The organism is Sulfitobacter sediminis (assembly GCF_040811725.1).
GTDB lineage: Bacteria > Pseudomonadota > Alphaproteobacteria > Rhodobacterales > Rhodobacteraceae > Sulfitobacter > Sulfitobacter sediminis.
In genome coordinates this window covers 1-18,733 of record NZ_JBFNXX010000037.1, presented here as the reverse complement: position 1 = coordinate 18,733, position 18,733 = coordinate 1, and the positions used below count along the sequence as shown (strand labels likewise).

Sequence of the window (18,733 nt, the reverse complement as noted above, 5' to 3'; positions counted from 1 at the left end):
TCTCTACACCCCGCAAGAATGCTGGAACTACTTTTGCGAGGCCGGATATGCTTCTACGTAAACTGGAAAAGCTTTAATCTTACGAAGACTTTGGTTCAAATGACCAAAGATTTCGAACACTTGGCGCCGATTTTCAACCTTGGATAGTAGTTTTCAATTGGGTGATGCAGACTCTATAAGAAATTTGTTCGAGAATTTACAACAATCACTGAGTGAACCTGAAAATGTCGCCTTGATGGCAACAATCTTGATCCCCGATTCGATATCGCTTTTTTTGTGAGTATTGCTCAGGGATATTTGCTTGATCATGCATCGGGACCCAGCAGCTCTGCGCAGCAATTTCCTTTGGTTCAAGAACGGTTTGCGCATTCGAAAAATTAGTGGGGACAGGGCTTTCCCAAAATTTTCGAATGAAGCTCCCGAGCATTTTCACTGAGATGAGTGTTGGGTCAAAAGGTGGGGAGGAAAGGTCCACTTGGCGCATCGGTGCTGTCGGGGGGCGGTCACATCGTCAAACCCATTGCGAAGCGCTCATCGCCGGCTACAAGTGCCCGCGCAGCTTCGATATCAGTTCGTGAAGGTACGCCCTAGAGTTCTCGCCCTCACCAGGAGCGCTTGCCTTTCGTTGTCACCCTCCAAGGTATCGTGGAGGAGTTCCAATCTGGCGTTTGTGATACCGCAAAAGTTCATCACTCCGATGATTAACTGTGTCTCCATAGCAGTTGTATAGCCGCGCTTCTTGAAAGACGCGGACCCAGTGGCCGCGAGACCAACCAACAGAGCTCGATCGAGCGCTAGCTTTTGCTTTCCGTAAGCCCAATCGGCGTTCCAAACCCTGTCAATCCAACCCTTGGTCATTGCTGGCACTGACCACCACCAAACGGGAAAGATGAAGGCAACCGCATCGTTTCTTTCTACGCGGGCCTGTTCGTATTGCACGGCATCGGTATAGGATTGTGTCCCGCCACTTAGGTTTGGCTCATCTTCAACGGGCATGCGAGGATCAAATCGCTCAGCATGCAAGTCCGCGATTTCAGGAGTGTGCCCGCTTTCCCTTAGGCCTGCCACGAACTGATCAAGCACAGCGCCTGACAGAGATTTTCGTCGCGGATGATCAAAGACGACTAAGACATTCATGACGGCCCTTCCGCGCTACCAGTTCCGCATCATAACACAAGAAGGTCGTTTGCGCTGGCGAGAGGGAGCCGAAGCATCGTCATTGAGCGACCCACGTAGCGACTGCTGCCACAGATACCTGCTTCCAAACACAGTGTTTGCCTTCTCAAGCACAGCAAAAGCGCATCGCACAGTTTAGCGCACACCCGTGTTCTTGATATCTTCGACGGCAAAATCGATCAACGTGCGCACTTTACGAGGCAATGTTCGGCCTTCTAGGTAAACGGCGGCGATGTCACCGCTTTCCCCCGCAAAGCTTTCAAGTATTGGCTCAAGGTGGCCCTCGTCCAGGGCTTCTCTCAGGGCGAAACTCGGAACATAGGCGATCCCAAGACCCATGCTTGCCAAATTGACCGCGGCGCTTGCCGAATTGACGTGAAATCGGCCCTCGATCTGTGCCACGACCTCGGTGCCGTCGTGGTCAAAGGCCCAACGCTTTGGATTCCTGCGGTTGGTATCGACGATGCAGCTGTGCTCTGAAAGGTCGTGGGGAGTTGCTGGACTACCGGCTTGCGCGAGGTAGTCCGGGCTGGCGACGGGCAGGCTCTGGAACGAGCCTAATCTTCGGACCTTGAGAGAGGCCATGTCGACGCGACCAATCCGAAAGGCAAGATCGATCCCCTCTGCAGCAAGGTCGCTGAAGGCATCGCTCAGCCTGAGATCGATGGTGATCCCTGGGTGTCCTTTGGCGAACCGCGCCAGCATTCCCGCAATGTAGACTTCGCCGAACGTGATCGGAGCGGAAATTCTCACAACGCCCGACAAGCCCTTCGAGGAATCCGAGACATCGGCCAGCAAGTCGTCGAGATCGTCCAGCAGGGCAGGGGCGCGGGAAAGTAGGTCGGACCCGGCCGGTGTCAGCCCGACTTTGCGGGTTGTGCGCTGAAAGAGCCGCACGCCGAGACGCTGCTCGAGTTCGGCCACATACTTTGAGGTCAATCGGTTCGAAATGCCCAACTGAGTTGCCGCTCCTGTGAAAGAGCCGGATTGCGCGGTGGCGACGAAGGCGCGAAGTTGATCGACAAGGTCCATACAAGAATTAAGAACATTATAAAGATAGTCATTCTCTACCTTCGCCATTTTGGAGGGGATCTGCAAGGCGTATGTTTTCATACAGACAAGCTGTCCCGCCGGGCAGTTTTCAAAGAGAGGACACGAATATGACCACGCACACGAACTCTGACTATGCCGCCTTCGCACTTCGCGTCGCGAGCGGTTCGCTCTTTCTCGCCCATGGCTGGCTGAAGATCAGCGTCTTCACCGTCGCCGGAACCGTCGGCTTTTTCGAAAGCCTCGGCCTGCCGGGACTTCTGGCCTATTTCACGATCGCTGCTGAGATCGTCGGTGGTATCGCTTTGATCCTCGGTCTTGGCACGCGTCTGGTTTCCTTGGCGCTGATTCCGGTGCTTCTTGGGGCGACTTGGGTCCATGCTGGAAATGGATGGTTGTTCTCGTCTGAAGGCGGCGGCTGGGAGTTCCCGATATTCTGGGCCGTCGTGCAGGGTGCGATTGCAGCGCTCGGCAGCGGCGCCTTCGCTTTGAAAGTCCCGGCGCTGCAGAGAGCACTGGGTCAATTCGCCTGATTTTCCCATCAATCCCGGGCGGCTTTTGGGCCGCTCGGACGCAATCGAAAGCGGCCCATCATGCGGATACATAGCTTACAAGACCTCAAGGATCGTTTTGCGCCCTCCGACCGGATGCCGGTCGTCTTTCTCGGGCATGGTAGCCCGATGCATGCGATCGAAGACGGGCCGTTCAGCCGATCCTGGGCGCGGCTTGGCCAAAGCCTGCCACGACCCAAGGCGATCCTCGTCGTCTCGGCACATTGGATGACCAATGGAACCACTCTTGTGGATGTCTCTGCCATGCCGCGCACGATCCACGATTTCTACGGGTTTCCCGAGGCGCTTTATCAACAACAGTACCCAGCACCGGGACAACCCGATCTGGCCCGCGATGTGGTGACACTTCTGCACAGTCACCGCGCCGCCGGGGATGACACCTGGGGTCTTGACCACGGTGCCTGGGCTGTCCTGAAATTTCTGTATCCCGATGCGGATGTACCGGTCTTCCAGGTCTCGGTCGACATGGGACGGGGGTTGGAGCACCAACTGGAGATCGGACGGGCGCTCTCGGAATTGCGAAATCGGGGCGTTTTGATCCTGGGCTCAGGCAATGTCGTTCACAACCTGCGTGCCATGCGACGGGGCGGTAAGCCGCTTGACTTCGCGCAGGAGTTTGATGCGCTGTTTGCCGATCGTCTTGCGGACCGGGACTTCTCGGTGCTTGCCGATGCGGAAGGTCTGGGCGCGCTGTTCACCGCGGCACATCCGACGGTGGATCACTATTTGCCAGCACTTACGATCGCCGGCGCGTCAGACGCGCGCGACGAGCTGACCTTCATGACCGATGCCATTGATCTCGGATCGGTATCGATGCGGTCCTTCATCTTTCATGCGAACTGAGGAGACCGGGACATGCTTGTCGAAGGGGCGATGAAAGCATCGCCTCGCCGTGTCGCCAAGAAGGCTGGCAGTATACCGTTTCTTCTTCGCGCCATAGCGGGTGATACGGGCGTTACGGCACCGAATTTCTCACGAAGGAAGAGAAAGCAGACCTGCGACGAGCCAAGGGTGCACCAGACCTGCCAAGGCAATGGCCACGCCAACAGGAAAATATCCCTTCGCCCGCAGGCTTACCCAGCGGGATCTTTCAGCCCAGGGTGATGCCCGCATTGTCACAACAATCCCTATGCCAAACAACATCGACAGAGAAAAAACAAACCCGAAAAGCGGTAAGGTGGCAGGCGGAATGAACAGCATGAGCGCAGCTAAGATTTTGACGTCGCCGCCGCCGAACATGCGAAAGGCAAAAAGGACAAAGCCAACGGCAAAGACACCCAGGGCTGCCAGAACTCGAGACATCACCGAGTCGATCGGCAACAAGGGGACGAAAACGACAAAAACGCAGAGGGTAATGAAAACAATCCGATTGGGAATCCGCATCTTGGTGAGGTCCGACCAGGCGACCCAGAAGAGCAGAGGCGAAAGCAATACGAGTGGGAGGAGTTCCATTTTAGGCCATCCGTCTCGACGGCAAGGGGGTGTTCTTGGGTTGATCCAGCAAGAGAAACACCAATTGCGCCATGTTCTCCACGGCTGTCTTGGCGTAGATGTTGCGCAGATGGGTTCTCAATGTTGAGGGCGAAATCTCAAGTTCGGAAATGACCCCTTCCCTTGACAAGCCCCGGCTCAAACAGACGCAAACCCGAAACTCCATTCGGCTGAGCTTATACGCGTTTTCCAGGCCGAGAATGCTTTGGTCCAGAACCTTGTTCTGGCTGCCATTGCGTTTGCGATCGAGCACGGCCTCAACGAAAAGGCCGGGTGCGCGGGCGGCCCAGGACGAGGCCAGGGTTCCACCGATGGTATTCAGGATGCCATTTTGCTCCGGTGAGAGGCGTTTGCGGAAGTGTAGCTCAAGGAAATCTGCGCTGCCTGATCCAGCCGACAGCGGGATGACAGCGAATTCAGCGAATTCCCTGCGGCAATGGAACTTGTCCAGGTCTGCGTCTTGCTCCGTCTCGATGAGAGACCGGAGCCAAATGGTTCCAGGGCGGACACTGGAGATATAGTCGCTCAGCAAACGTGCTGCATAGGATCTGTCGAGGCGTGGCAGGTTTGAGCGTTGTGAAAGCGGGTCGTAGGTGAGGACATTCGCATTTACGGTCCCACGCCACTTCACCCGTGATAAAGCTGCTGCGTCTGCTCCGAGGCCCTGAGCGACGGTGGCTAGCGTTTCTTCGGCGACTTTGTTGCCCCTCGAAAACTCGCACCATTGAAACACTGCTTCGACAAGCGGTATCACGTTCACTTTATCGGAATCGGATGTTGTCGTACGCGTGTCGAGCACAATGACCTCACTAAACTCAGTAGCTTAATTTCTGCTCGCGAGCGATTTGGTATCGCTTCTATAATTAAGTGAACGCATTAGAGTTTGAGTGGTCAAGGAAGCCTAAGAGTTTGCCCAGAATTCTATCTTAGGTAGTATATTCTGCAAAAATTTGGGTTATAATTTATTGATTTGTGGGGGACTGTTTCTCAGGCTGTTTCAATTAATTTCCGAAATACTGCGTATACCGAATCACGACCGGGCCGAGTGCGATCAAAAGCAACGCGGGCAGCATAAGGGTCGTTAAAACGATCGACATCTTCACGGGGAGTTTGTTGGCCATTTCCTGTGCACGCATTTCGCGCGACGCACGTAATTCCTCGGCGTAAACAGTGAGTGCATCGGTCATACTCGTACCGAACTGCATGGATTGCCGCACCACATTTACGAAGGAATAGACAAAATCCAGCCCAATACGATCTGCCATATCTTGCATGGCCAAGTCTCTTCCACGTCCTGCCTGGACTTCGTGCTGAACGGCTAGGAACTCCATTGCGATATCCGGGGAGACCTTTGACAACTCGTTCGCCACACGAGTCATGGCTGCGTCGAACCCAAGGCCCGCTTCAACAGAAACCCGCATCAGATCCAAGGCATTGGGAAAGCCCTCTTCGACGCGGCGGCGGCGCTCTTCTGCCCGGCCGTTCAACCAGTGTATTGGCGCAAAGTATCCAACGGCGACCATTGCTGTGAGCCATTGGTACGTTCCGATCTGTGACAGACCAGCCAGTTTCTCACCGACACCGAGGGGCAACAACGATGGGCTGTTCCGTGAGAGAAGAACTGCGGCAAAGAACAATGCCGGGAGGACAATGCCAAGCATAACACGCACGAACATGAATTTGGGAACAGCGTTAGGCCCCCCCATGCCCGCATGTTCCAGTTTGCGCCGCAAAGCTGAGCGTACGCTTTCGTCGGAGGGGACGAATGATTTCATCAACCCAGTGGGGTCATCCTCGAGCGGCTTGAGAATGCCTTGGTCAAGTCGTGCCTGTCTCCGACTGTTCATATTTGACAGACGCTCGGCAGCAACATTGGGCCTACTCAGCGCAGTTCCCGCACCAAGGATCAGAAAAAAGCTTCCAATTGCGACTCCGCAAAGGATTATGAACTCGATATTCAAATTCGGAAAATTGGTGATGAACTGATCCATGACTAAATCCTGAAGCTCACGAGTTTCTTGAGAATGAGCGCGTTAAACGCGACAAAAAGAACAACGGCGACGGCCATCGGCACAAACATCGGATCGTCCATGACACCGCCGTAGTAGTCTGGGGTCACCACCATCGTGAAAGCAAAAATGCCAAATGGCAGTATGGACAAGAACCATGCGGTCATTCTTCCCTCGGAAGAAATTGCGTGGATGCGTTTGCGCATTGCAGCCCGACCACGGATCGTTTTGCTCAGCACTTCGAGAACGCGCACCAGATCGCCGCCGGTGCCGTGTTGAATCCCGATACTTGCCGCAAGGTAACGCACATCTTCGACATCCGTGCGGTCAGCAAATTCACTGAACGCGTCGACAAGCTCGTCTCCGTAATTGATCTGATCGAAGATCATACCGAACTCAGTACCAATTGGGTCAGGCATTTCTGCCGCAACAGAGCGTATTGATGAGTTGAGCGGGTGCCCGACCCGCAGCCCGCGCGCCATGAGTTCAAGCGCGTCGGGCAATTGTGCGATCAGAACGCCAATGCGCTTTTGCGCTTTTGCATTCACCACAATCATCGGCACACCAAATCCGATCAGCCCGGAGATCAGAAGCGCAATTTGGGGCAAAGTGAGCTGCGTCACAAAAATGAATATGGCCATTGTGCCGGCACCGCACAGGCCGATGTAGTGGCGCGGTGATATGACAAGGTCCGCCTTGCGAAGTTGGTTCTCGAGGTCCCCGAAGAACGGAATACGCGTGCGCCACCCACGCTTTTCAGGGGGGCGGAACAGGGCCAGGAGCTCTTCGGTTGTGGCCCCCTTTGCGATCATTCGAAGGCGTCGGGATTTAGCCTCGCTGTGGTTTTCTCGGGTGCTGATCAGTTGAGACAGGCCGGAAAAGAGCACCAGCACACCGACGGCAATGCCGGTGTAAATCAGATAGAGGATGTCTTGATCGGAAAGCTCAAAGTTCATGAGTCTGCTCCGCGATGGAGAAACATCCCCTTGTCCAGTGAAATCCCTGCCGCGCTCAGCCGTTCCGCGTTTCGCGGGCGGATACCCGTGGGCATGAATTCTCCAAGTACTTCCCCGTTTTCGCCCTTTCCGGTGCGGCGGAAGACATAAATGTCCTGCATCGTGATCACGTCACCCTCAAGGCCTGTCAGCTCTGAGATCGACATCACACGACGTCTGCCGTCCGACAGGCGCGAAAGCTGGATAACAAAGTTGAGACCTGCCGCGATTTGCGAACGCACAGATGACATTGGGAAATCACCTCCGGTCATAACAACCATTTGTTCAATCCGGCTTAGTGCGTCTCGGGCGGAGTTGGCGTGAACCGTGGTCATGGACCCATCGTGGCCTGTATTCATGGCCTGTAGCATATCAAAGGCTTCAGAGCCCCGAACCTCGCCCACGATAATGCGATCTGGGCGCATACGCAGGGCGTTGCGCACAAGGTCACGTTGGTGAATGGCGCCGACCCCGTTCGGGTTCGCCGGGCGCGTCTCCAACCTGACAACATGATCCTGTTGCAGGCGCAGTTCGGCGGCATCCTCGATTGTGACGATACGCTCATTATGTTCGATCGACGCCGACATGGCGTTCAGCATCGTCGTTTTGCCGGATCCGGTCCCGCCTGAAATGATGACGTTCATCCGTGCATTCACCAGACCCTGCAGGAAATCCGCCGCATGGCGTGACAGGGCATCACTCGCAACAAGCATGTCCATCGTCATCGGATCTTTCGAGAATTTCCGGATTGAAATGCTCGGCCCGTCGATGGAACAGGGGCGGATGATGGCATTGACCCGGCTGCCGTCTTCAAGACGGGCATCGACCCAAGGGTTGGCCTCGTCGATCCGGCGGCCAATGCGTGAGACAATCTTGTCGATGATCCGCAGCAGGTGCCGTTCGTCCCGAAAACGTACGTTCGACTTTTCCAGAACACCGAAGCGCTCAATGTAGACGTTCTTGTGGCTGTTGACCAAGATATCGTTGACCGTCGGGTCGGCCAGCAAGGGTTCCAGCGGGCCAAGGCCCAGCACTTCGTGCATCAGGTCGTCTAGCAGGCGCTTGAATTGCTCTGAACGCAGGGGGGTGCCTTCCTCGTTGAGGAAGTTGTTGACCAGCGTGGCCACTTCGCGGCGCAGCTCATCGGTTTTGATTTTGTCAATGACAGACAGGTTCAACCTTTCGAGCAGCGCATCATGCAACCGGCTTTTCAACTCCAGATACTTATGCAGCTCCGCCTCTTCCTTGTTGGGCTCCGCGATGGGTTCAAGCAGAGAACGCGAAGAAAGTTCGATCACGTTCTTGTGGTCGTTCGAAGATGATTTGCTGAAACTCTTAAACATGACACACCTCCGGTTTATGCGTTCATTTGCGTAGCATGTGATTTTTGGGTCTGGATGACTGTCTTTGCCACCTGACGAATTGCCCGCGTTAGGGGCGACCGCTTTGACACCTCGTTCAACGGGACGCCTCGGTCGATCGCCGCTCTTGCGGTAGGGACATCCTGCGGCAGCCAGATATCAAGCGGGCGCTCAAGCACTTTTGCGGCTTCAACGTGGTGCCGCCCTCTTACCAGCGGCTTCTTTTCGTTGTTGATGACGATCTCGATCGGCAAGGACGGGGCGTCTTCTGTGTAGAATTCGATCAAACGCCGGGCTTGATGAATGGAGGGCACCGCACTGTCCGTCACGATGTAAAGTTTGTCGGACATTGTCATGATGGGTGCGACCCAATTGACGAGTGCCATGGGCACATCCACGATGACATAGTCGAAGTCAGAGGAGAGAGCCGTCAAAATCGCATTGATCTGCGCCGATGTGATGGCCTCCAGCGGCGCGAACTGTGATGGCGCGCTTAGAATGCGGACGCCGTTCGCGGCTTCTGACATCGACTGTTCAAGGAAGACTTTGTCGGGGATGACTTTGTCTTCCGCCATCTGGTAAAGGCCATCGCGTGTCGGCACGTCGAGGAACCCCGCGACTTTCCCGAACTGAAGGTCGAGATCGAGGATGGCCACGCGGTTCGTCGACTTTTTCTTGAAGGTTCCACGTCGATCCAGCAAAGCATCCGCCAGGTTTACGGCGAAGGTTGTCCCACCAGCACCACCGCGAGCGCGGGCGACAGTTAGTATTTGCGCGTGTCGCGCGGGCTTGAGCTCGGCCAGTTGCGGGCGCTCAGCCACGAAGCGCTTTTGCAATTGCGCGACCAGCTCTTCGGGGCCCAAAGTGTCAGGGAACACATAATCAGCCCCTGCTTGGGTAAGCTTTTGTGCCACTTCCAGGGAGGCGCTTGCATCCGTCACTGCGGCGATCTGGGCCTTACCAGAAGCATTCCCCCGAATTTTTTCGAGGGCATCAATATCCGTCAGGTCTCCGGCTTCGGTGCGAAACAGGATAAGGTCGTTTGCGGCTGAGAGCGAAAGCGCTTGACCGTTTATCGCAGACAATTGTTTGGGGACTTCGACAACGCCGTATTGATTTTTTTGGGTCAATGCGGCTGCCAAACTTTCGGAATTGGCTTCTTCAAATCCGACCAATGCAACCGAGATTCTGTCTTGTGCCATCAATTTTCTCCTTAACCTTGCTCACCTTGATTCAAATCTTCACCCGGCAAAGACACGCTCATCGGCGGGTAGGGAATATCGGCACCCAACCCTGCCACTGCGGTGCCGCCGCCAAGGGCAACGAATGCGGAAAGCGGTGATACAAACTGGAAGCTTAAGTTTTGCAGTTCGACCGTTACGACCGGGACATACGGCCCGCCCAAGAACCCAAGATTGGGGTCATAGGAATAGCTGAATCGCAGATTTTCTGGGGTAGCGCCCACGGGCAGCGCGCCTCTGATCAGTGGCCAGATCTCTGCCACGGTCGGGTTTTGAAGAGCTCCCGGGCAGCTCACGTCCGCGACAGGGCGGCAGACGTTACCTGCCGCATTACACCGTGTCCCAAAATTTTGTCCGCCGCCGCCGTCTTCTGGACGCAGATGGAATTCAGGCAAATTGACCGCATTGCAGGCCACAGGACGTACCGTGGCGACCCGGGTCGCCACATGCATGGCCTTTTCGGCAACGACATAGTGAAAGGCCAGGCGTCCGAAGTCGATCAGCCCAAAAAAGAGGAGTAGAAAGAGTGGCAGGACCAATGTGAACTCGACAAGGGTTCCGCCTGCGTCATCCTTGGCAAACCGGGCAGACAGGCGATGCAGCGTATGGAGTCGAACGTAAGTCATGTTCCAAACACCCGACTGCTATCGGTGACTGATGTTGTGACGTTTGAGATCGACTGGCCGGCAAAGGTGAATAGGCCAGCCATCGGGAAGGTGACCGTCAAACGCGCCCGAACCGAGACGACGCCAACGTTTGTGACACGGAAACCTGCGTTGCCACAGCTCAAGCTTGGAGAAACCGTGTCAATCGTAATGCCTGAGGGGAAGATCGCGTTCCCATCGACACGCTTGCGCACAATTTCTGCTACCGTACCAGTCCATTCACTCACCGAACCAGAGGTGTCACAGATATTGGAAGGGACTGAGCGCGACAGGTAGCGCGTCGCATCCCGCACGCCCGCCGCAGCAGCCTGATAAGACCACATCAATCGTCCACCTTCGATGATGACCGCGAATACCAACAAGAGCATTGGCAAGAGCACCGCGAATTCGACGAGCTGCGTCCCGCGTTCATCGCGACCAAGGCGTCTCCACGTATGTGTCATGACCCGCAGCATCTGCACATTTCACCTGTAAAGCTGAACAACGTCGTGGAAGGTGGCGCCAGCGATGCCGCCCCCGCCTGTCCCGCCTGCGGATCCCGCAACTTCGCCAAAGATCTCGAAATTCGGCGGGGTCGCACCGTCTGTGCCAGCCGGCTCCGTCAGGAAAATCTTGAAGAACTCCCTGACTGGCACGTCCTGCTGCGCACCGGAAATCGGATTTGCGTTGCAATCAATGCCGGCGGCAATCACGACGCGGCGTTCCGGATCGTTGGTCTGATTGACTGAGCACATGGGCCGCCCCGTCTCTTCTCGCCCGGTTAGGATCGGCGCATTTGCGCCTGCAGCGGCGATCTCTGCGAGGTAGTATTCGTATCGGGTCCCTGCGTTTGGATGGGGGTCTTCCCCGGCTTCCAAGATACCATTGGCATTGCCATAGTTCCTATCGACGTATTCCGTCCTGTCCCACGCACCATTTCCGATACGGCCACAGGATCCATTGATGATGCAGGTGTCCCGCGGCAGGCCGACCGTATCATTGGTTGTTGTTTCGTTGCCGCCGATGCACTGGTTCCCGCCCCCTGCGTTGCCGCCATTACCGCCACCAGTATCTGGCTTGATCCCCTTGATCACGTTCGGGGCAGGGGCGTAATCGGGATCGTTTCGTTTGTTATTGACGACGGCACGGTAGATATCGAAGCGTACGTTAATGGCCGCCTCGAAATTCCCAACCTTTTGACCGGGTTCAATATCAACGCCGCGCATTGAAAAGCACTGCGTTATAGAACCGACAGCACCCATCAGACAGGTGTCCAACTGAACGCCACTGAGGCCGTCGCAAGGTCCTCCATCATCGACCTTGATTTTTGCGGGGTCCAGAAAGCCGAAATCGCCGGGCCCCCAGGCAGACCCCTGACCGCCAGAGCGCAGATGGAGCATATCGCCAATGTTGCTGTCAGCATCATAACCCGCGCTGGGAAGGCAGAACATCAGCGGCGTTACATCGCATGCAAATTGCGTAAAGCCAGCGACAGCGGTTGCAGTGATGGTATTGTCTGGTCCATCAGTCCCGCTGAGAGCGACAAAGGCCGCGCCAAACGTAAGATCAACTGTTTTGGTAACGGCTTTGACCCGCACATATGCGGCATCTCTTGGATTCGTTGTCGCGCCAGTCATGGTGTCGGTGTCTGCCTCGGGCAATTCCGAGAAAAACGTCAGCGTAAAATCGGTTGGTCCAAGCGCCTGCCCGCCCGCTGCAAAGGTTTGGTAATCGCTCACCAGCGTATTGGCGGCCAGTGTTGCGCGGGTGATCGAGTCTAATTCCCCGTCCAGTTCCCCGGCGGCGGCAAGGGCCACATGATCCACATAGGATTGCATTTCGGTCTGCGTGATGTTTATCCGGCCGAGATCGAACGACATGGCTACAAGCCCAAGAAATGCAGTCAGCGAGACGCCCCAAATCGCGAGGATTGTCCCGCCTTCGGCCTTAAACAAAGCCCTTATGCCGCGCGGCTTGCGCACTTTAGTTAATTTCCTCAACCTGGCGCTCGTTTCCGCGACGCACGACAATCTGACGCTTCGCGACCTTCTCTTCGAGCGGTGCGTCCTGCAAAATGTCGCTGAGTTTGATCAGGCTCAGTTTTTCGCTGACTTGCGCGTCCAAGTTGCGCAGGGTCAGACTGAGGGTTCCTGCCTTCTGAGCCAGCGCAAGACGCTGACCTTGCTCGGCTGTCACGGCAACCGTGACGGTGCGCGCAATTTCAGGGGCATCCGATTGTTCATCGGCCTGCTGATCCACGCCGACGACCTTGATGTGCTGCAGGATCGTGACAGCGCGCAGATTGTCGTCTCGCCCTTGTGTCAACACGACGTCCACGTGGTCGCCGGGCGTCACAAATCCGCCGACAGCCGTTTCCGCAGAGACTTTGATTGCCATAGCCCGCTGGCCCTTGGTCAGGGTCTGGACGATTGTGACCTTTTCTCCAAAGTCAGAGATCTTGTTGGTCAGGATCAGTTCACCTTGTGAGATGGCCCGCTTCGCTCGCCGCGGTTCACCACCACGTTCAGGCAGCAAAAGTTGAGCATCCGAAAAGACACCGTTAGGTACAGCGTCTCTGGGCCAGGCGATTGTGTTCAACATGTGCGCCTCAAGTGCCTGGCCAAAAGCAATGTCTTGGCGCGCCACGATCACATCGACCAATTCGGATTGAACAGACGGCGAAGCGACCCGGTTTTGGCCACGTTCGATATATTCCCGTGCAAGGTAGACAGAACCGCCCGCGACCCCGATCCCGAGAATGGTCATAAAAATTGCTCCGACGCGCATATTGGGTCTCCTTGAAAAACCAAGTGTGTTTCTTAGGGCAGATCAGTCCGGCATTCGGACGCTGGCCGCGCCCATTGCGTCACCGATGTTTGTGCCGAGGTTCGCGTAAACAGCGACAGCGATGCCCAGCACAATCGAAAGGCCTATGCCGTATTCGACGAGGGTGAGCCCATGTTCGTCACGTTGTAGCTGTAAAAACACTCTATACATGGCAGTCTTCCCCTGGGTGCGGTGGGCGGCTGATTAGAGAGTGACCGCCCACCGGTATCCGGCGTAACGGATCAGTCCGGCATCGCATTACTTGCAGCACCCATGGCACCAGAGATGTCGCCGCTCAGCGTAGTCATGGCTACCAAGGCAACGCCTAGGGCAATCGACAGGCCGATGCCGTATTCAACAAGTGTCAGGCCCTTTTCGTCGGACTGCAGACGAACCAGTGTTTTCAGGACGAAGTCGGTCATTAGATGTTCTCCTATTGATCAATGACATTTCCCTACCATTTGGAAATTCAGCCAAATGACCTTCGTATCTTGGGGGGTCTTGTGATCAGCCGCCTCGTCCAAAAAGTGCAGTTTTGCATCTTATCGTTGCAAAACCGCGCGTATACCGACGGAAATGAGCCAATCTCGCGTCTGAATCATGGGTCAAAAGATCGCCAAAAAGGTGATTCTCCTGTGGTGTTTACGCGGGGTCGGCTTCTGTGAAAAAAGTCATCTGCGGGGCAAAGCAGACGTTGCCTCGGATGAAGACAGCGCTGAGTGGCAGCGAACCCCTTTACGCGGTCATCCGACTATTTCGCTCAGATGTTTCAGGTGAGCCCCGAGCAGACCCGCCAGCATATGGACTTTTGCTGATTGATGCTCTCTCTCAGACCTTCAGACAGGAAACAGGTTTGCTCTTCTCAGACTGACCCTCCATTGTAGAGAGAGCTCAGAATAAGTTGGAATCTCTATGGAGCGCCGCCTTGCTGCCATCCTTGCCGCGGACGTTGTAGGCTACAGCCGTCTTATGGGGGCGAATGAAGTTGGAACATTAAATGCTCTGCGCGAAATCCGTACTGACTTGATCGAAGAAGCGGTCGCGAGGGAGGCAGGGCGCATCGTCAAATTGATGGGCGATGGTCTACTCGTGGAGTTCGCTAGTGTTGTGAATGCTTTGAGCTGTGCGCTCCAAATTCAAGAGAAAATGACTGAGCGTAACATCGGTGTTCCGGAAGACAGGCAAATCCGTTTTCGCATCGGTGTTAATATCGGCGATGTACTGATCGAAGATGGTGATGTTTTCGGCGACGGTGTCAACATCGCAGCCCGCATAGAGGCTCTCGCCCTTCCCGGTGGAATAGCCATTTCTGGTGCAGCTCGAGACCAGATCGGCAACAGACTAGAGGTCGGCTTCAAAGCAGCAGGAGACCAGACACTCAAAAATATCGATAGAGCAGTACCAGTCTTTCACGTTCAGCCCTCGAAACCATCGATATCGTCAGAATCGACAGCGACGGCTGACATTCCGTCAATTGCCGTACTGCCCTTTGCAAATATGAGTGGAGATCCCGAGCAGGAGTATTTCGCTGATGGCATCACTGAAGACCTGATCACCGACCTATCAAAGCTTACTGGCCTGTTTGTCGTGAGCCGCAACTCGGCCTTTGTATACAAGGGCCGTCCCGTAAATTTGGTTGACGTGGCTCGAGACCTTGGTGTGCGAAACATTCTGGAGGGCAGTGTTCGAAAAGCCGGTAACCGTGTGCGAATTACTGCCCAGCTGATAGATGGGATCACGGGTGGCCACCTTTGGGCCGACCGATACGATCGTGAAGTTTCCGACATATTCGACCTTCAAGACGAGATTACGAAAACGATCATCGACCAGTTGCATGTTCGGCTATTGGACAAGGAACTCGACACATCAGCACCGACGGAGAACGCAGATGCGTACAATCTCTATCTGAAGGGCCGCCAGTTCTTTCACATGCGCGCCAGGAAATACTTGGAAAAGGCGCGACAACTATTCCTTGACGCGTTGCAACATGATCCTGACTACGCGCGTGCGTATGTTGGTCTTGCTGAGTGCGAAGCGAGGCTAAACGATTGGCATGGTACCACCTACGCGATCGAGGATATCATTGGGATGGGCAAGCGAGCCATCGAACTTGAGCCAAATTTGGCGGAGGCACATGCAGCGTTGGGCTTGGCGTTTCAGATTTCTGGGCAGAATGACGCGGCAGTGGGGTCCTATCGTAAGGCTTTAGCTCTCGATCCGCTTTGCTATGATGCGCATCACAATTTTGCGCGATACCACCGTGGACAAATGGACCACGAGCAAAGTGCGTATCATTTCACTCGAGCTCTCGAAATCAAACCTGACGACTATCGTTCCCCACTCTTGTTGCTGAGTGATTTGGAGGAACTCGGACGTGTAGATGAACGTGATCGATATCTCGAAATGGGCTTGAAACGCGTCGAGGAAGCTGTTCAGCGGCATGCCGACAACCCTGATCCGCTGGAGTTGGCCGCGTCTGTCGTGGCGAGTTACGGTCGAACGGATGAAGCTCGCGAGCTATTGGCGCGCGCGCGAGCAGTTGACCCAGAAGGCCAATCGACAAATGGCTATAACGTCGCATGCATCTACGCGCTGCTGGGAGAACCAGAGACAGCGCTGGATTGGTTGGAAAAAATCTACCCTGGTCTTGGGCACGTTCAACGAGAATGGTTGCAAAACGATCCAGACTTTTTTTCGCTTCGCGACGATCCCAGATTTCAAAGACTGGTGACTATTTCAGAAGATAAGGGTGAAGAACATTAGTCTGCTCTGTCCGGCTTGTGTTGAAAAAACTCCGCAACTCGAAATTTGCGTGGACGACCCCGAACATTGTTCTTTCAGATCGACCAATAGGAAACATCTGCGCAAAGGAAAATTCGCGCCGTTCGAAAGCGGTCTCTCACGGACTAAGAACACACCTCTGCTTCGCCCTTTTCCCGGAACTCAGACATAAGCCAGTTCTGGCCCAAGGCCTGCTTCTCTCAAATACAATCATCTATCGGGCAAAGCAGATGTTGCCTGGGATACAAACAGCGCTGAGTGGCAGTTTTTCGCCTTTACGCGGTCTCCGACTTTTTCGTTCAGATGTCTCAGATGAGCTCAAAGCGACGGATGTCGCGGCTTTGCGGGGCTGTCCAAAGCGGTTTTGATCAAACCAGATTTCAGATTAAACGGGCCGCCACAATCAAAAATTGCCGCCGGTCCGGGCGCGAGGTGCCCAAAACACTACGCAGTAGGCCCTGAAAGCCATCGTTGCACAAATTGACGTCAACATAAGCAGGACGGCATTCTACCTTAGGAATGTCGGTTTACATATTACCGGGTTGGGAACCGGTCAGGTAGCTTCCGACGCCGTCGCCGACGCTGTCGGTCGATCCGTTGATGACAGTAACGATTGTTCCCGCCAACGTCACGACTAGTGCAGTAATAACGACCCAATCAGCTGTGACGGCCCCGTCTTCGGAGTACAGAAAGTTCCGTAATTTGTTTCGCATCACAAGCCCTCAACCTCGGTTTTCTTTTTGGCAGCGACAAAGAAGGGGTCACGTTTTGTCCCGCAGAGCGTGACCCCATTAGCCTTGGTCAAGCTTGTTCACCAAGCCTATTAAAGGTTGGGGTCACGGCCGTCCATGAAGGTGCTGGTGTTCGCGGTCAGGTTCGACGCGCCGGTCTCGATGGACGTGTAGGCTGCGACGGCCAGGCCCACAACAGCAGCGGTCAGCACGACCCAGTCAACAGTCACGGCACCGTCTTCGTCGCGGCGGAAGTTCTTGATAAAGTTCATCATGGTATGTTCCTCCAAGGATCATATAGGTTTGGTTTCCAACCCCGCCGTCCTCTGTGGCCGCTGTTTCTTTCAGATGGCTAGCTGTCCGACTTGGTATGACGCTATATAGACGGAGAAATGTGGCATGTTTCTGGCCGCAAATGTGGCTTTTTTATATGCGGTGCGGATTGGGCTAAATACAGGACACTTCGTAGAAGTTGGCGGTGGCTTTCGTGGAACCGTGGTGAACAAGGCTGCCCGGATTTCCTCTCTCGCCGATCCCGGAGGAATCTTGGTGTCAAATGCTACCAGAGCTATGTTGGGAAACTTATGAGAGTCCGAGTTCGGCTCAGCGTTTAGATGTTCAGTCCCGGAGTGTGATGGTTCAATGATGTGTCATCACCGACGGGAGAGATTATGGGACAAGTACTTCACGGCTGCGCCACGACCACGCACGCGATCGGAGCTGCAATACAACGATCGACGGCTTCGAACGCGGAGCTGGGCAGAACGTATGGTTTGAATCCGAAAACGGTTGCGAAGTGGCGCAGGCGAGACGTTGTCCACGATGCGGCGATGGGGCCCAAGGAGTGCCGATCAACTGTCCTGAGCCAGGAAGAAGAGGCCTTGGCAGTCGCCTTTCGACGGTAAACGCTTCTGCCACCTGATGACTGCCTCTTCGCGTTGCAGGCGACCATACCGCATTTGACACGGTCGTCACTACACCGCCTGTTTCAGCGTCACGGCATCAGCCGGTTGCCCGACGTTGACGGATCAAAACCCAAGAAGAAGTTCAAAGCCTATCCTATTGGCTTCTTCCATATCGATATCGCCGAGGTTTGGACCGAAGAAGGCAAGCTCTACATGCTCGTGGCCATTGATCGCACCAGCAAGCTTGAGTTCGCCGAACTGCATGAACGGATCACCAGGCGTGATGCTGAAGACTTTCTTCGCCGCCTGATCGATGCTGTTTCTTACAAGATCCACACCGTGCTAACCGACAACGGGACCCATTTCACCGCCCCCAAAGGCACCAGTTGGACGGCAGCCGAGGTCAAGAAACTGATTGCGGAAAAGGCGCGGTTCCGTTGCGACGGTTTTGTTCTGGCTTGTGCCCAAAACAACATCGATCATCGCCTGACCAAACCCAATCACCCATGGACAAACGGTCAAGTCGAACGAATGAACCGCACTATCAAAGAGGCGGCCGTCCGGCGATATCACTACGAAAGTCATGAGCGACTTCGCGATCATCTCAAGACATTTCTCGATGCTTACAACTTCGCAAAGCGTCTGAAGGCACTCAAAGGACACACGGTGTATGAATTCATCACCGAGAAGTGGACATCAGAGCCGGACAGATTCAGAGTTCATCCAAACCATCTCATCCCGGGACCAAACATCCAGGTGATACTTGGTGCCTCAAGTTAAATCAGAAACGCAATAGTAATGATTTCTTCCGTTACCGTTCAGCCACAGAGACGACTGACTCACCCAAACAATTTTGCTGATTGATTTCAGAGGCTTGATTTTCCATCTATTGGAGATAAACCACCGGCTTCCAGCCGGTCCGCTTCAGCGTCTTCGTTGATGATCTCTCCT

Annotated in this window: 18 protein-coding genes and 1 pseudogene; 4 read left to right on the top strand and 15 right to left on the bottom strand. The window is 54.9% G+C overall.

The genetic code is table 11. The features are described 5' to 3' along the window. Window positions 1–567: 567 nt before the first annotated feature. Both AB2B41_RS21740 and AB2B41_RS21735 read right to left on the bottom strand, forming a co-directional pair. Window positions 568–1,137, bottom strand: coding sequence for an NAD(P)H oxidoreductase (locus AB2B41_RS21740; RefSeq protein ID WP_367879926.1), 570 nt, complete (start codon window positions 1,135–1,137; stop codon window positions 568–570). Window positions 1,138–1,311: 174 nt separating this feature from the next. Beyond that, on the bottom strand, window positions 1,312–2,208 hold the full coding sequence (locus AB2B41_RS21735; RefSeq protein WP_367879927.1) for a LysR family transcriptional regulator: 897 nt from the start codon (window positions 2,206–2,208) through the stop codon (window positions 1,312–1,314). A 128-nt stretch (window positions 2,209–2,336) separates the two neighbouring features. Here AB2B41_RS21735 and AB2B41_RS21730 point away from each other — a divergent pair, with 128 nt between their 5' ends. Further along, window positions 2,337–2,759: a DoxX family protein gene (locus AB2B41_RS21730; protein ID WP_367879925.1), complete on the top strand. Its 423-nt coding sequence runs from the start codon at window positions 2,337–2,339 to the stop codon at window positions 2,757–2,759. A 60-nt stretch (window positions 2,760–2,819) separates the two neighbouring features. After that, complete coding sequence (gene ygiD, locus AB2B41_RS21725) at window positions 2,820–3,641, top strand: 4,5-DOPA-extradiol-dioxygenase (protein WP_367879924.1); 822 nt, start codon at window positions 2,820–2,822, stop codon at window positions 3,639–3,641. A gap of 129 nt (window positions 3,642–3,770) precedes the next feature. Here ygiD and AB2B41_RS21720 read toward each other — a convergent pair whose 3' ends face one another. The 12 genes from AB2B41_RS21720 to AB2B41_RS21665 form a co-directional block, all read right to left on the bottom strand. After that, window positions 3,771–4,250 (bottom strand): A24 family peptidase, encoded by a 480-nt coding sequence (locus AB2B41_RS21720; RefSeq protein WP_367879923.1) that lies wholly within the window; start codon window positions 4,248–4,250, stop codon window positions 3,771–3,773. Between the two features lies 1 nt (window position 4,251). Then, complete coding sequence (locus tag AB2B41_RS21715) at window positions 4,252–5,088, bottom strand: helix-turn-helix transcriptional regulator (protein ID WP_367879922.1); 837 nt, start codon at window positions 5,086–5,088, stop codon at window positions 4,252–4,254. 202 nt (window positions 5,089–5,290) lie between these two features. Next, window positions 5,291–6,280 carry a type II secretion system F family protein gene (locus AB2B41_RS21710; RefSeq protein WP_367879921.1) on the bottom strand — a complete coding sequence of 330 codons (990 nt, stop codon included), beginning with the start codon at window positions 6,278–6,280 and terminating at the stop codon, window positions 5,291–5,293. A gap of 2 nt (window positions 6,281–6,282) precedes the next feature. Beyond that, window positions 6,283–7,254: a type II secretion system F family protein gene (locus tag AB2B41_RS21705; RefSeq protein WP_367879920.1), complete on the bottom strand. Its 972-nt coding sequence runs from the start codon at window positions 7,252–7,254 to the stop codon at window positions 6,283–6,285. After that, window positions 7,251–8,471 carry a TadA family conjugal transfer-associated ATPase gene (locus tag AB2B41_RS21700; protein WP_367879919.1) on the bottom strand — a complete coding sequence of 407 codons (1,221 nt, stop codon included), beginning with the start codon at window positions 8,469–8,471 and terminating at the stop codon, window positions 7,251–7,253. Before AB2B41_RS21700 ends, AB2B41_RS21705 begins: the two co-directional genes overlap by 4 nt. A gap of 179 nt (window positions 8,472–8,650) precedes the next feature. After that, window positions 8,651–9,856: a CpaE/TadZ family protein gene (locus AB2B41_RS21695; protein ID WP_367879918.1), complete on the bottom strand. Its 1,206-nt coding sequence runs from the start codon at window positions 9,854–9,856 to the stop codon at window positions 8,651–8,653. Window positions 9,857–9,867: 11 nt separating this feature from the next. Continuing rightward, window positions 9,868–10,521, bottom strand: a complete 654-nt coding sequence (locus AB2B41_RS21690; RefSeq protein WP_367879917.1) for a TadE/TadG family type IV pilus assembly protein — start codon at window positions 10,519–10,521, stop codon at window positions 9,868–9,870. Continuing rightward, a complete protein-coding gene (locus tag AB2B41_RS21685; RefSeq protein ID WP_367879916.1) occupies window positions 10,518–11,003 on the bottom strand; it encodes a TadE/TadG family type IV pilus assembly protein in 486 nt (161 codons plus the stop codon). Before AB2B41_RS21685 ends, AB2B41_RS21690 begins: the two co-directional genes overlap by 4 nt. A 21-nt stretch (window positions 11,004–11,024) precedes the next feature. Beyond that, the gene (locus AB2B41_RS21680; protein WP_367879915.1) at window positions 11,025–12,521 is read right to left on the bottom strand and encodes a pilus assembly protein TadG-related protein; all 1,497 of its coding nucleotides are present in this window, start codon (window positions 12,519–12,521) and stop codon (window positions 11,025–11,027) included. 1 nt (window position 12,522) lies between these two features. Next, entirely contained in the window at window positions 12,523–13,326 is an 804-nt protein-coding gene (cpaB, locus tag AB2B41_RS21675) for a Flp pilus assembly protein CpaB (protein ID WP_367879914.1), read from the bottom strand. A 42-nt stretch (window positions 13,327–13,368) separates the two neighbouring features. After that, a complete protein-coding gene (locus tag AB2B41_RS21670; protein WP_367879913.1) occupies window positions 13,369–13,536 on the bottom strand; it encodes a Flp family type IVb pilin in 168 nt (55 codons plus the stop codon). Window positions 13,537–13,607: 71 nt separating this feature from the next. Next, entirely contained in the window at window positions 13,608–13,787 is a 180-nt protein-coding gene (locus AB2B41_RS21665; protein ID WP_367879912.1) for a Flp family type IVb pilin, read from the bottom strand. A gap of 490 nt (window positions 13,788–14,277) precedes the next feature. On the opposite strand from AB2B41_RS21665, the gene AB2B41_RS21660 reads away from it, so the two are divergent. Then, window positions 14,278–16,128: an adenylate/guanylate cyclase domain-containing protein gene (locus AB2B41_RS21660; RefSeq protein WP_367879911.1), complete on the top strand. Its 1,851-nt coding sequence runs from the start codon at window positions 14,278–14,280 to the stop codon at window positions 16,126–16,128. Between the two features lie 841 nt (window positions 16,129–16,969). On the opposite strand, the gene AB2B41_RS21655 is transcribed toward AB2B41_RS21660, so the two are convergent. Then, window positions 16,970–17,152 carry a Flp family type IVb pilin gene (locus AB2B41_RS21655; RefSeq protein WP_367879910.1) on the bottom strand — a complete coding sequence of 61 codons (183 nt, stop codon included), beginning with the start codon at window positions 17,150–17,152 and terminating at the stop codon, window positions 16,970–16,972. A gap of 396 nt (window positions 17,153–17,548) precedes the next feature. Between AB2B41_RS21655 and AB2B41_RS21650 the strand changes: the two are divergent. Beyond that, window positions 17,549–18,562: pseudogene (locus tag AB2B41_RS21650) on the top strand (IS481 family transposase). The last annotated feature ends 171 nt before the right edge of the window (window positions 18,563–18,733 follow it).

Excerpts from the sequence above, each read along its gene's own strand:
- AB2B41_RS21740 (WP_367879926.1), bottom strand. The coding sequence starts at position 1,137 with ATGAATGTCTTAGTCGTCTTTGATCATCCGCGACGAAAATCTCTGTCA.
- AB2B41_RS21735 (WP_367879927.1), bottom strand. The coding sequence starts at position 2,208 with ATGGACCTTGTCGATCAACTTCGCGCCTTCGTCGCCACCGCGCAATCC.
- AB2B41_RS21730 (WP_367879925.1), top strand. The coding sequence starts at position 2,337 with ATGACCACGCACACGAACTCTGACTATGCCGCCTTCGCACTTCGCGTC.
- ygiD (WP_367879924.1), top strand. The coding sequence starts at position 2,820 with ATGCGGATACATAGCTTACAAGACCTCAAGGATCGTTTTGCGCCCTCC.
- AB2B41_RS21720 (WP_367879923.1), bottom strand. The coding sequence starts at position 4,250 with ATGGAACTCCTCCCACTCGTATTGCTTTCGCCTCTGCTCTTCTGGGTC.
- AB2B41_RS21710 (WP_367879921.1), bottom strand. The coding sequence starts at position 6,280 with ATGGATCAGTTCATCACCAATTTTCCGAATTTGAATATCGAGTTCATA.
- AB2B41_RS21705 (WP_367879920.1), bottom strand. The coding sequence starts at position 7,254 with ATGAACTTTGAGCTTTCCGATCAAGACATCCTCTATCTGATTTACACC.
- AB2B41_RS21695 (WP_367879918.1), bottom strand. The coding sequence starts at position 9,856 with ATGGCACAAGACAGAATCTCGGTTGCATTGGTCGGATTTGAAGAAGCC.
- AB2B41_RS21690 (WP_367879917.1), bottom strand. The coding sequence starts at position 10,521 with ATGACTTACGTTCGACTCCATACGCTGCATCGCCTGTCTGCCCGGTTT.
- AB2B41_RS21685 (WP_367879916.1), bottom strand. The coding sequence starts at position 11,003 with ATGACACATACGTGGAGACGCCTTGGTCGCGATGAACGCGGGACGCAG.
- cpaB (WP_367879914.1), bottom strand. The coding sequence starts at position 13,326 with ATGCGCGTCGGAGCAATTTTTATGACCATTCTCGGGATCGGGGTCGCG.
- AB2B41_RS21670 (WP_367879913.1), bottom strand. The coding sequence starts at position 13,536 with ATGTATAGAGTGTTTTTACAGCTACAACGTGACGAACATGGGCTCACC.
- AB2B41_RS21665 (WP_367879912.1), bottom strand. The coding sequence starts at position 13,787 with ATGACCGACTTCGTCCTGAAAACACTGGTTCGTCTGCAGTCCGACGAA.
- AB2B41_RS21660 (WP_367879911.1), top strand. The coding sequence starts at position 14,278 with ATGGAGCGCCGCCTTGCTGCCATCCTTGCCGCGGACGTTGTAGGCTAC.
- AB2B41_RS21655 (WP_367879910.1), bottom strand. The coding sequence starts at position 17,152 with ATGATGAACTTTATCAAGAACTTCCGCCGCGACGAAGACGGTGCCGTG.